The organism is Halomonas sp. KG2 (assembly GCA_030440445.1).
Taxonomy (GTDB): Bacteria; Pseudomonadota; Gammaproteobacteria; order Pseudomonadales; family Halomonadaceae; genus Vreelandella.
This window is the reverse complement of the sequence record CP098528.1, coordinates 819,370-831,896: the sequence shown is the minus strand read 5'-3', so window position 1 is coordinate 831,896 and position 12,527 is coordinate 819,370. Positions and strand designations below refer to the sequence as shown.

Sequence of the window (12,527 nt, the reverse complement as noted above, 5' to 3'; positions counted from 1 at the left end):
CCTTTAACCGTTGATGCTGATGCGTAGCGAGGCGGCAATAGCCCAAGGTGCTAGCATTAACGAAATCGCTAAAAGTGCGCCCAAAATAGCCAGATGCGCCGCGATACCATCGCCTAAAATAGCGGCCTGCACGGCGCCAGCACCAAAAATAAGCACTGGAATATAGAGCGGCAGCACCAGCAGTGACAGCAATACACCGCCGCGAGCTAATCCGACGGTCAGCGCGGCGCCAATCGCACCAATCAAGCTGAGGCTTGCGGTTCCCAATGCCAGCGATAGCGCTAAAACCATGTAACTACCGGCAGGAAGTGCCAACATGATACCTAAAATTGGTGCCATAAGTGCCAAAGGCAGTCCTGTCAGCAGCCAGTGAACAGCAACTTTGGCAAGGCTAAGCGCCGCCAGCGGCTGAGGGGCTAACAGTAGCTGCTCCAAACTGCCGTCGTCGTAGTCGCTCCGGAACAGACTATCCAGAGAAAGCAATGCCGCTAGCAATGCCGCCACCCACAGCAACCCAGGCGCTATTTCTGCCAGTAACTGGGGATCAGGTGAAATGCCGATCGGAAAGAGCGTAATCACCAAGGCAAAGAACACCAATGGGTTAAGCACTTCACCACGACGACGTAGCAACAGCGTTAGATCTCGCTTAAAGGTGGCACTAATGGCGACCATGAGCCCACCGGAAGGCGCATGCATCGACATTTCTGGGATGCCTGTCGTGGCGTGTGAGCTTGGCAACGCTGTCTCCTTCTACCCCAGTTGAACGCGCCTAAGCACGGATGATGCGGTTAACTCATGATGTGTCGTCACTAAGACACAGCCTCCCGCGTTGGCATGCGCAACAAGCTGCGCCTCTAATGCTGCCACTCCGTGGCGATCAATGGCTGTAAAAGGTTCATCCAGGACCCACAATGCCCGCTTAGTAAGCGTCAGTCTCGCAAGGGCAATTCGCCGCTGCTGCCCAGCAGAAAGCTGCCCGGCGGGTACATCCTCAAAGCCACTCAGTCCAACCTGTGCCAGCGCTTCTTCACGCTGGTAATCGTCGCCTTTTTCGCCGCTAAGCGCTTGGTACCACGTTAAGTTTTCCAGCGGAGAAAGCCCCGCTTTTATGCCAGGGGCATGTCCTAAATAGAGTAGATTGGCGAGAAAATGTTCACGCACCTCGCGCATTGAGTCGCCATTCCAATAAATGTCGCCATGGTAGTCGCTCAACTGGCCTGAAAGAATTTTCAACAGTGTCGTTTTGCCGCTCCCGTTAGGGCCTTCGATACGCACTATTTCGCCACGTTGAATATCAAGATCTAGCCCCTCAAACAGCCAACGATCATCGCGTTCACAGGCTAGCTGTCGGGCTTGTAGGCAGAGGCTCAAGGATATCTCCAGGCACGTAGATTTTGCGTCGAACTCTACACGGAAAGCCCCTTTCTCGCCAGTCGCTCTCTGCGGTCAGGGGTCGCATCACACTTCAACCAATCTTCGCTTAAGAACAATAGACAATGCAGAGCACTAGCACTGTATGCAAAAACAGGTCTATACTACAAACACTGTATGAAAAAACATTACCGATTATAAACACAGCAATCTGCTCAATTACACGCCTAGGGAGCGGGCGCTGCATTGGAGAAAACTGCATGACGATGACAATGCCAACACCCTTGAACATAACTCAACATGCGCTATCTCAAACGACGTCGAATACAGGTCGCCCTATTTATTCGGCACCTCGTGTAACGCGGCGCAACACTTATGCGCTTCGCGTGCGCGGCAACAGAATGCGTGAATGCAATCTATTCGATGGCGATGTCATCATTATTCGCCGCTATCAACAAGGTAGCCATCAAGAAACCGCTATCGCGACGATAAACCAGCGAGAAGTTGCCCTAAAGCAACTTTCCATTAGTCGACTTGGCGTTCACTTATGGCCCGAAGATGCAGCCATGCCTGCCGTCTTCCTGCATAATTGTGATATTCAAGTGCTGGGAATGGTAATGGGCGTCGAGCATGGCGCTAACAACACTCGGCACCACTAATTCGCCACCCGCTTTAGGGAGCATCGATTGCGTTACCGAGTTCCAGACCTAGCATCCGCCACATGGCATACCGCTGAAATTGAGGTTGAAAAAAGTCGCTTCCTCACGTGGATATGCCATGCACCCAACACTGCTGACTATCATGCAATGTTGCAGGCAGCAAAAACCGCTCACCCCAACGCAAGTCATCACTGCACGGCCTTTATTGCTGGCCCTCCTGGTGAACAAACGCACATAGGGTTCTCTGATGATGGCGAACCCGGCGGCACAGCCGGCAGGCCCATGTATCAAGCTTTGCTCGGCAGCCAGATGGGTGAAATAGGCTGTGTGGTGATTCGTTACTTTGGCGGCACCAAGTTGGGCACGGGTGGACTCGCCCGAGCTTACGCACAGTCGGTTAACGCCGGGATTGAAACATTACCTACCCGCGAAGTCGTCGAACGGGATAACTACCAGCTGCGTGTCAACTTTGCCCATGAAGCCGTCGCGCGCGCTTGGTGTGACGAGCAGAAAATTCCCGTCCAACAGGCAGAGTACGATGGCAACGGCGTATGCCTCACGATTGGCTGGCCAAGAGATGAGGCCTTAAATTTCACTACGCTTGAAAATCGTCTAAAGACAGCCCTCGATATTCAAAAAGTGCCGCCACAATAAGATTATTATACCGCTGACAAAAAAACGCGACTTACGCGAACAATTGCTCGGTAAGCCGCGTTTTAGTCGCTAACCATTACGTAACGATAACTGCGCAATGGCACTGCTAGCGGGTTTTAGCCTAAATATTTAATCATCACACCCGCCGCAACAGCAGAACCGATAACACCGGCCACATTAGGGCCCATGGCATGCATCAGCAGGAAGTTATGCGGGTTCGACTCCAAGCCAACCTTATTAGCTACTCGCGCGGCCATCGGCACTGCCGAAACACCTGCGGCACCAATCAGCGGATTAATCGGCATTTTGCTGACTAGGTTCATCAGCTTCGCCATCAACACGCCTGCGGCCGTGCCAATACCAAACGCCACAATACCCAGGCCCAAGATACCCAGCGTTTCGAATGCCAGAAAGCTATCTGCCATCAGCTTGGAACCCACCGATAGCCCTAAGATAATCGTCACGATATTGATCAGAGCGTTTTGCGCCGTATCCGATAAGCGCTCAACCACACCGCACTCACGCATCAAGTTACCAAAGCAGAACATCCCTAACAGCGGCGCTGCATCAGGTAGGAAAAGCGCGACGGCAATCAATAACATCAGCGGGAAAACGATCTTTTCCAGCTTGGATACCGGACGCAGCTGCGTCATCTTAATTTGACGCTCTTTCTGCGTGGTCAGCAGCCGCATAATCGGCGGCTGAATCAGCGGCACTAGCGCCATGTAGGCGTACGCCGCCACTGCGATAGCCCCCAGCAACTCAGGAGCCAATACGCTTGATACATAAATAGATGTTGGACCATCAGCACCGCCGATAATACCAATGGCGGCCGCTTGATTAAGCGAAAAGTCCATCACCCCCAGTGAGGTCAGCATCACAGCACCAAACAGTGTGGCAAAAATGCCAAACTGAGCAGCCGCGCCTAAAAAGAGCGTCCGCGGGTTAGCCAATAACGGGCCGAAGTCGGTCATGGCCCCCACGCCCATAAAGATAATCAGTGGCGCAATACCAGAGGCAATCGCTACTTTATAGAAGTTATAGAGCATCCCATCGCTATAACCTACGCCAACCGCAATATCCTTTGCCGCACGCAATTGATCGGGAGCTGCAGTATCGTGGGCAATCGCTTTAAGCGACTCTCGCCAAGCTTCCACACCACTTAATGGATCAAGGGTAGCGCCCAGTACGGAAGCTATCTGCTGCAGCACAGCAGGTTTTGCCACCTCAATCGCTTGATCGAGCGCTGAGATTGCCAAGCCCGCCTCAGGGATATTGGCAAGAATGCCGCCAAACCCAATTGGCACCAGCAGCAACGGCTCAAACTTCTTGTGAATGGCAAGATAGAGCAGCCCAAGCCCTACCAAAATCATGGCCGCCTGACCAAGCTCAAGGTTATAAAGCCCCGAGCCCTCCCATAAGGTAATTAGTTTTTCCATTGCCAAATGCCCTTAAAGCTCGATCAGCGAATCGCCGACGGTGACGCTGTCACCCTCGCTGACGTTAACTTTCGATACGGTACCGGCACTACTGGCACGCACTTCGGTTTCCATTTTCATGGCTTCCAAAATAATCACCACATCGCCATCCGCTACTTGGTCACCCGGGCGTACATTGACCTTGAAGATATTGCCAGCAAGCGGTGCATCAATGCTTTCTCCACTAGATGCAGGCGCTTCCTCTTTGGGTGCGTTAGCACTCATTGCCGCCTGTTCCTGCACCGCGCCTATCTCGCCACCTTCAGACACTTCCACTACAAACGCTTTGCCATTGAGCTTAACGGTGTACGTTTCCGGGCCACTCGAAACCGCTGGCGCTTTGTTTGCGGCTTTTGCCGGTACGTTAGCGCTTTTCGCCTCAGCCACTTGAGGGGCGGGTTCGAAGGCATCCGGGTTGTCACGATTTTTAAGGAATTTCAGACCAATTTGCGGGAACAGCGCGTAGGTCAGCACGTCATCTATTCCCTGCTCGCCGCTGGCAATACGAATGCTGTCTGCGCTCGCTTTTTCTTTAAGCTCGGTCGCTAGTCGGTCCATTTCTGGCGACAGGTTATCTGCCGGGCGACAGGTGATCGGTTCGCCACCTTCGAGCACGCGTTTTTGCAGCTCTGCATTAAACGGCGCGGGCGCGGAGCCGTATTCACCTTTTAGCAGCGCCTGAACTTCTTTGGAGATGGACTTGTAACGCTCACCCATCATCACGTTCATCACTGCTTGAGTACCCACAATCTGAGAGGTCGGCGTCACCAGCGGAATAAAGCCGAGGTCTTCGCGTACCCGGGGGATTTCATTCAACACATCGTCGAGTTTATCGCCGGCGCCCTGCTCTTTAAGCTGGCCTTCCATGTTAGTGAGCATGCCGCCAGGCACTTGGGCAATCAAAATGCGTGAGTCAATACCGCGCAACGAGCCTTCGAACGCCGCATACTTTTTGCGCACTTCACGGAAATAGCTGGCGATATCTTCCAACAATTCCAGGTCAAGACCGGTATCACGATCGGTATCTTTGAGCATGGCCACGACAGATTCAGTCGGACTATGACCATACGTCATGGACATGGAAGAGATCGCAGTATCGACATTATCGACGCCTGCCTCGACGGCTTTCAAAATTGTCGAGGTCGACAACCCGGTAGTCGCATGACAATGCAAGTGAACGGGAATAGACAGCTCTTTTTTCAACCGCGTGACAAGATCATAGGCAATATAAGGCGTCAGAAGCCCCGCCATATCCTTGATAGCCAGTGAGTCAGCGCCCATTGCGGCAATGGTTTTAGCGAGCTCTACCCAGCTATCCAGGGTATGTACCGGGCTAACCGTATAAGAGATGGTGCCTTGCGCATGTCCACCTACTTGGCGAACCGCCTTGATAGCACGCTCAAGATTGCGCGGATCATTCATCGCGTCAAACACGCGGAACACATCAACCCCGTTGGTCTTAGCGCGCTCGACAAATTTATCAACCACGTCATCGGCATAGTGGCGATAACCTAATAAGTTTTGGCCACGTAACAACATCGCTTGAGGTGTATTCGGCATCGCCTCTTTCAGTGCCCGAATACGCTCCCAAGGGTCTTCACCCAAATAGCGAATGCATGAATCAAACGTTGCTCCACCCCAAGTCTCTAATGACCAATAGCCAACATTGTCGAGTTTTTCGGCAATCGGTAGCATGTCATCAAGACGCAAACGGGTGGCAAACAGCGATTGATGGGCATCGCGAAGAACAACATCAGTGATCCCCAGAGGACGTTTTGTTTCATTCATGGTCGTGGCTCACAATTTTCACGTTATGGATTTGTAGTAAATTTAACAAAATAAATAGTAATTGAGCGGTAGGATAGCTACAAAACTAGGGCCTTACTTACGGCGCGAAGAACGATAACGGTGCACTGCAGCACTAATCACTGCCCTGACTTCATCATCCTGGCCTTTCGGTGCAGATGGTTTTGCATTATTTCGGCCGCTTGGCGCTGCTATAGGAGCAGGCTGGAAGCGGCTAATCAACTTCGACATTAGCGTAACGCTAATTACCAAAACCGTAAGAAAAACAAATACAAAACCCATACCCAACCCCATAAGGGCAAGCCCTTCCTGGAGCAACTCTGACTCTTGCATACCGCATTCCCCCTCTTTCAAATGCTTTTCGGCACACCAATAGCCTCTAAAGGCGCTTGGCGCAGTGAGGCTAATACACTAACCTGCCACATCCAGGATAGATTGCAATCGCGCCATAGTGGAAGTCATGGTTGTTAATTTACTACATAAAGGCAGGATAGGCCTAGCGCCTATGGAAGGTGTCATCGACGCCTTAACGCGTGATTTACTGACTCAGCAGGCAGGTTTTGACTGGGCAGTGACTGAGTTTGTCAGGGTGGTCGACACACGACTCCCCCCTCGCGTGTTCTATAAACATTGCCCCGAACTGTCAGCAGGCAGCGTCGCCACCCCTAGCGGCGTTCCCGTGCATTTGCAGCTTTTGGGATCAGACCCCGTGGCGCTAGCCAGCAATGCGCAACAGGCGCTCTCGCTGGGCGCTATCAGCGTTGATCTTAACTTTGGCTGTCCCGCCAAACTGGTTAATCGTCATGATGGTGGCGCATCGCTACTTCGCCAGCCAGATCGCGTCTATCGCGCCGTAAAAGCGGTCGCCGAAGCATTAGACGGCGAAATTCCAGTGACGGCTAAAATCCGCCTTGGCTTTTCTGATCGTCGCTTAGCAGTCGCTTGCGCCCAGGCCACAGAAGCTGGCGGCGCTGCACAGCTTGTTGTCCATGGCCGCACACGAGATGAAGGCTATCGTCCACCTGCACACTGGGAGTGGATTGGCAAAGTTCGCCACCAGGTATCAATCCCTGTCGTTGCAAACGGCGATATTTGGACACTAGAGGACTACTGGAAGGCTCGCACGCTATCAGGTTGCGAGGATGTCATGCTTGGCCGTAGCGCCCTCTCAGACCCATGGCTTGCAGCTCGCATACGCCACTGGCAGCGCACAGGAGAGCGCCTCCCTGACACCACCTGGGCAATGCGTGCCAACGTGCTAAAGCGATACGCCGACCTACAGCGGCGACAACTACCAGATAGAGTCGTGGTGTCACTCGTCAAGCAGTGGCTAGCACAAATGCGCCAAGGCAATAGCGAAGCGAACCAACACTTTCAGCGCCTGAAACGCCTTACGGATCTCGATACGCTGCTTAACAACCTGATTCCCAGCGCATCACTTTGCTGCGAGCCCGCATAAGTCGTTTTCAGCATTAGATTAGAACAAAAAAGCGCCCTTCTGCTGTGCACAGAAGGGCGCTTTAAACGATCGCAAGACCAAAGTACGAGCCACCATGGCCAGACTAGAAAAGAAAAAACCCGCTTTCAGTAGAAAGCGGGTTTTTCGAATTTGGCGCGCCCGGGAGGATTCGAACCTCCGACCCCCTGATTCGTAGTCAGGTACTCTATCCAGCTGAGCTACGGGCGCTTAACAGTTTTTAACATCGCTCTCGCGAATAAAAACATAATAACATCAATAACTTCTGAATTCAAGCTGGCGCGCCCGGGAGGATTCGAACCTCCGACCCCCTGATTCGTAGTCAGGTACTCTATCCAGCTGAGCTACGGGCGCTTATCCAAATTGATGTTACTTTATGCAGTTGGCGGAGAGAGAGGGATTCGAACCCTCGATAGGGCTATAAACCCTATACTCCCTTAGCAGGGGAGCGCCTTCAGCCACTCGGCCACCTCTCCTCAACGGCACGGCGCGAATATTACCGATTTTGACGACTGCTGTCCAGCCCTATGCCAATTTTTTTCGCACCGCCCCGTAGTTACCGCTTAAACGCCTTGTAGTAGACGCAATACAGACAACCATTTACTCAGATTCGCTTTCGCTGTTGCGTTCACGCTGAATGCGCTGGTAAATCTCTTCACGGTGAACCGCGACGTCTTTTGGCGCGTTAACACCAATACGTACTTGATTACCTTTCACACCTAACACTGTAACGGTTATCTCATCACCTATCATCAGTGTTTCGCCGACACGGCGGGTTAGGATGAGCATGGCTGATCTCCTTCTCAGACGTTTTTATACAACGGGTTGTGTCCGCTCACAGCGGCACCACACTATTATGCGGTATGGGTGCCGCCACCACCAATGGCTCAAGCTCCTATGACACCTTAACCTCCCGTTGAAAGAAAGCTCACCACCACACGGCAGCAAGTATCCTTCAGCGTAGAAGGTTTAGTGCGCAATTGTTATTCAGATTCGATATCAGATTTATCTAAACCGAATGCTTTGTGCAAGGCATTAACCGCAAGCTCCATATGCTTTTCATCAATAACGACGGAAATTTTAATTTCCGACGTAGAAACCATACGGATATTGACGTTCTCGTCGGCCAAAACACGGAACATTTTAGAGGCAACACCGGCATGAGAGCGCATACCAACACCCACAAGCGATACTTTGGCAATGTTGTCATCGCCACGCAGCTCACCGCCGCCCAAATCAGGAATTACCGTCTCTTCAAGTAACTTCTTGGTCGCTTTGTAATCGCCTTTAGCAACCGTAAAGGTGAAGTCAGTGTAATCGCCAGCAGGCGCCACGTTTTGCACAATCATATCGACTTCGATATTGGCATCGGCGATAGGACCAAGAATACGCGATGCGACACCTGGCACATCAGGCGTATTCAACAGGGTCAATTTAGCTTCGTTTTTAGTAAAAGCGATACCGGAGATTAGCGGTTCTTCCATAGCGTCCTCGTCTTGGTCTGCGTCTGCAACAATTAGGGTGCCGGGGCCATCTTCAAAGCTCGACAGCACGCGAAGTGGTACGTTGTACTTGCCCGCAAATTCGACGGCGCGAATCTGTAGAACTTTGGAGCCCAGGCTTGCCAGTTCAAGCATCTCTTCCACGGTAATGCTCTCAAGGCGCTGAGCCTTGGAACACACGCGAGGGTCAGTGGTGTAAACACCATCAACGTCGGTGTATATCTGACACTCATCAGCACCAAGCGCTGCAGCAAGCGCAACACCTGTGGTATCAGAACCACCACGCCCCAGCGTCGTAATATTGCCGTCTTCATCGACACCCTGGAAGCCAGCCACCACAACCACTTTGCCTTCATCAAGGTCAGCTTTCAGGTCATCGGTTTCAATGCGCCGAATACGTGCTTTGGTGTGGGCGCTATCGGTGTGAATGCCGACTTGAGCCCCCGTATGAGAAGTAGCAGAAACACCTATCTGCTGAAGCGCCATTGCCATCAGCGAAATGGTCACCTGCTCGCCCGTTGAGAGCAGCATGTCCATTTCACGCGGCGCCGGGTCATCATTGATTGCGTTTGCCATATCCGTCAGGCGGTTGGTCTCTCCGCTCATCGCGGACACCACCACTACAACTTGGTGGCCTTGATCGCGAAAGCCTTTAACCTTTTCCGCCACGGCCTTGATACGGTCGACAGAGCCCACAGAGGTGCCGCCGAACTTCTGTACGTATAATGCCATATGCCGTTTTTTCCTATAGGTTCGGGAATGGAGAGTGAGTATTGTTATTGCTATTTAACAAAAAGCCGGTAGCAAATAGTGCCACCGGCCTTTGTAATTAGCTAAGCGTATTTTCCAGCCAAGCCGGCACGCTGCTTAATGCTGCTGGCAAGGCATCGGGTAAACTTCCACCCGCTTGAGCCATATCCGGGCGACCACCACCCTTTCCGCCTACCTGCGAAGCCACATGATTGACTAATTCACCCGCTTTTACGCGGCCGATTAAGTCCTGGGTAACCCCAGCAATCAAGCTCACCTTACCTGCCGCGGTATCTGCAACCCCAAGCAGGATAACGCCTGAGCCTAGCTTGTTTTTCAACTGATCAAGTACACCGCGTAAATCTTTACCCGAAACACCCTCAAGCTGGGTGACCAGTAACTTAACACCGTTGATCTCTTGCACCTGGCTAAGCATGTCACTGCCCGCAGCGCTTGCCAGCTTCGCTTTAAGTTGCTCAAGCTCTTTTTCCAGCGCGCGGTTACGCTCAACCAGCGATTCAACCCGAGCTTCCACTTGCTCGGGCTTGGTTTTCAGTCGTTCGCCAAGCCGCTGAACACGAGCTTCCTGCTCACGGAAGTAAGCCAGCGCATTTTCACCGGTAATCGCTTCAATACGACGCACGCCAGAAGCGATACCTACTTCGCTCACCACATGGCAACAACCAATATCACCACTGCGGTTCACGTGAGTACCACCACACAGCTCGATAGAGAAGTCATCAGCGCCAATGGTCAGCACCCGCACGTTATCGGCATACTTAGCTTCAAATAGCGCGGCCGCCCCTTTTGCCTTCGCCTCTGCAAGGCTCATCTGCTCCGTTTTGGTCGGCGCATTCGCTAAGATCTGGTCATTTACCAGCCGCTCTACTTCCGCTATTTGCTCTGCGGTCATCGGCTCGAAGTGGCTAAAGTCAAAGCGCAGGCGCTCTGCGTTTACCAGTGAGCCTTTTTGCTGAACATGATCACCCAGCACCATACGCAGTGCTTTATGCAGCAAGTGAGTCGCCGAGTGATTACGGATGGTCGCGCTACGCAAGCTGGCATCCACCTCGCCTCGCACGTTAGCGCCGACGCTCAGCGCGCCATCGACCATAATGCCTTGGTGAAGGTGGTGGCCACTCTGTTTCTGCGTGTCGGTTACCTGGAAGCGACCGCCATCAACATATAAGTAACCGGTGTCGCCCACCTGGCCGCCAGATTCACCATAGAATGGCGTACGGTCCAGTACAACGGTGCCTTTCTGGCCAGCTTCCAGAGCCGCTAACGCATTACCTTCGCTATCCACGATGGCAGTAACTGTCGCTTGGTCGGCCAGATGTTCGTAACCGGTAAACTGGGTTTCACCCTCCAGGTCAATAGCAGCGCTGTAGTCAGCGCCAAACTGGCTGGCCGCCCGCGCACGTTCACGTTGCGCTTCTAACTCGCGCTGAAAACCGGCTTCATCCAAGGTGACTTCGCGCTCACGGCATACATCCGCCGTCAGGTCGAAGGGGAAACCGTAGGTATCGTAAAGCTTAAAGACGGTTTCGCCAGGCAGCACGTCACCCTGCAGCTCTTCAAGCGCCGCATTCAATAGCCCCATGCCGTGGTCCAGCGTGCGAGCAAACTGCTCTTCTTCTTTAAGCAGCACGCGGGTAATTTGTTCACTCGCTTCACGCAATTCAGGATAGGCGTCGCCCATCTCAGCATCTAGTGCGGTTACCAGCTTGTGGAAAAACGGCTCGGAAGCACCCAGTTTATGCCCATGGCGAATCGCACGACGAATAATCCGACGTAGCACATAGCCGCGCCCTTCGTTGGAAGGCAGAACGCCGTCTGTAATCAAGAAGGCACAAGAGCGAATATGGTCGGCAATCACGCGTAACGAAGGCGTCGTGGTGTCACCATGGCCTGTCGCTTCAGCAGCAGCTTTCAGCAGGTTTTGGAACAGATCGATCTCGTAGTTGGAGTGAACGCCCTGCATTACAGCAGCCACCCGCTCCAAGCCCATTCCCGTATCGATGGAAGGCTTAGGCAGCGGATTCAATGTTCCAGCGGCATCACGATCGAACTGCATGAACACCAGGTTCCAGATTTCGATGTAGCGATCGCCATCTTCTTCAGGGCTGCCAGGCGGGCCGCCCCATACTTCCGGACCATGATCAAAAAAGATTTCAGAGCTGGGGCCACAAGGACCGGTGTCGCCCATTTGCCAGAAATTATCTTCATCAAGCTTTGAGAAACGCTCAGGGTCAATGCCAATCTCATCTTTCCAGATACGCTCGGCTTCATCGTCACTGATATGCACCGTGACCCAGAGCTTCTCTTTGGGCAGGCCCAACGTTTCCGTCAGAAATGTCCAGGCAAAGCGAATGGCATCACGCTTAAAGTAGTCACCAAAGCTGAAGTTACCCAGCATTTCAAAAAACGTGTGGTGACGCGCCGTGTAGCCAACGTTATCTAGATCGTTGTGCTTACCGCCAGCACGCACGCAGCGCTGGGCTGACGTGGCGCGTACATAGGGTCGCGGGTCACGGCCAAGAAAAACGTCTTTGAAGGGCACCATGCCTGCATTGGTGAAGAGCAGCGTCGGGTCATTGCCCGGCACTAGAGAGCTGGTGGGCACAATAGTATGCCCCTGCTTTTCAAAAAAAGATAAAAAGGCCTGTCTGATCTCTGCGCTTTTCATAGGGTATCCGTGACAAGAAAGCATGATGCCCCAGGGCGCTATCGCCGCCACCCGCTGGGGTCGCAAAAGGGGCATTATAACGCAGTTGTCAAACGACTAAAGCCGCAGTTAGTGCCAGAACTAAAACAGAGGGTGAAAAAA

11 protein-coding genes and 3 tRNA genes are annotated in these 12,527 nt (G+C 52.7%); 3 read left to right on the top strand and 11 right to left on the bottom strand.

Annotation, left to right across the window (positions count from 1 at the left end):
* Nucleotides 1-3 precede the first annotated feature (3 nt).
* Nucleotides 4-702 carry a heme exporter protein CcmB gene (ccmB, locus tag NDQ72_03960; protein ID WKD30343.1) on the bottom strand — a complete coding sequence of 233 codons (699 nt, stop codon included), beginning with the start codon at nt 700-702 and terminating at the stop codon, nt 4-6.
* 48 nt (nt 703-750) lie between these two features.
* A complete protein-coding gene (gene ccmA / locus NDQ72_03955) occupies nt 751-1,371 on the bottom strand; it encodes a cytochrome c biogenesis heme-transporting ATPase CcmA (GenBank protein WKD29110.1) in 621 nt (206 codons plus the stop codon).
* A gap of 260 nt (nt 1,372-1,631) precedes the next feature.
* Between ccmA and NDQ72_03950 the strand changes: the two genes are divergently transcribed.
* Complete coding sequence (locus tag NDQ72_03950; protein WKD29109.1) at nt 1,632-2,030, top strand: hypothetical protein; 399 nt, start codon at nt 1,632-1,634, stop codon at nt 2,028-2,030.
* Nucleotides 2,031-2,057: 27 nt separating this feature from the next.
* A complete protein-coding gene (locus NDQ72_03945) occupies nt 2,058-2,684 on the top strand; it encodes a YigZ family protein (GenBank protein ID WKD29108.1) in 627 nt (208 codons plus the stop codon).
* 116 nt (nt 2,685-2,800) lie between these two features.
* Here NDQ72_03945 and NDQ72_03940 read toward each other — a convergent pair whose 3' ends face one another.
* The 3 genes from NDQ72_03940 to NDQ72_03930 all read right to left on the bottom strand — a co-directional run bounded on the left by NDQ72_03940 (nt 2,801) and on the right by NDQ72_03930 (nt 6,301).
* A complete protein-coding gene (locus NDQ72_03940) occupies nt 2,801-4,123 on the bottom strand; it encodes a sodium ion-translocating decarboxylase subunit beta (protein WKD29107.1) in 1,323 nt (440 codons plus the stop codon).
* A gap of 12 nt (nt 4,124-4,135) precedes the next feature.
* Nucleotides 4,136-5,950 (bottom strand): sodium-extruding oxaloacetate decarboxylase subunit alpha, encoded by a 1,815-nt coding sequence (gene oadA, locus NDQ72_03935; protein WKD29106.1) that lies wholly within the window; start codon nt 5,948-5,950, stop codon nt 4,136-4,138.
* A 93-nt stretch (nt 5,951-6,043) separates the two neighbouring features.
* Nucleotides 6,044-6,301, bottom strand: coding sequence for an OadG family protein (locus tag NDQ72_03930; protein ID WKD29105.1), 258 nt, complete (start codon nt 6,299-6,301; stop codon nt 6,044-6,046).
* Between the two features lie 127 nt (nt 6,302-6,428).
* On the opposite strand from NDQ72_03930, the gene NDQ72_03925 reads away from it, so the two are divergent.
* A complete protein-coding gene (locus tag NDQ72_03925; protein ID WKD29104.1) occupies nt 6,429-7,427 on the top strand; it encodes a tRNA-dihydrouridine synthase in 999 nt (332 codons plus the stop codon).
* A 151-nt stretch (nt 7,428-7,578) separates the two neighbouring features.
* On the opposite strand, the gene NDQ72_03920 is transcribed toward NDQ72_03925, so the two are convergent.
* The 6 genes from NDQ72_03920 to alaS all read right to left on the bottom strand — a co-directional run bounded on the left by NDQ72_03920 (nt 7,579) and on the right by alaS (nt 12,386).
* Nucleotides 7,579-7,655 (bottom strand) — tRNA-Arg (locus NDQ72_03920).
* A 67-nt stretch (nt 7,656-7,722) separates the two neighbouring features.
* Nucleotides 7,723-7,799 (bottom strand) — tRNA-Arg (locus tag NDQ72_03915).
* Nucleotides 7,800-7,828: 29 nt separating this feature from the next.
* Nucleotides 7,829-7,921: transfer RNA gene (locus tag NDQ72_03910), tRNA-Ser, on the bottom strand.
* Between the two features lie 124 nt (nt 7,922-8,045).
* Nucleotides 8,046-8,234: a carbon storage regulator CsrA gene (csrA, locus tag NDQ72_03905; GenBank protein WKD29103.1), complete on the bottom strand. Its 189-nt coding sequence runs from the start codon at nt 8,232-8,234 to the stop codon at nt 8,046-8,048.
* 194 nt (nt 8,235-8,428) lie between these two features.
* On the bottom strand, nt 8,429-9,679 hold the full coding sequence (locus tag NDQ72_03900; protein WKD29102.1) for an aspartate kinase: 1,251 nt from the start codon (nt 9,677-9,679) through the stop codon (nt 8,429-8,431).
* A gap of 97 nt (nt 9,680-9,776) precedes the next feature.
* On the bottom strand, nt 9,777-12,386 hold the full coding sequence (gene alaS, locus NDQ72_03895) for an alanine--tRNA ligase (GenBank protein ID WKD29101.1): 2,610 nt from the start codon (nt 12,384-12,386) through the stop codon (nt 9,777-9,779).
* Nucleotides 12,387-12,527 lie beyond the last annotated feature (141 nt).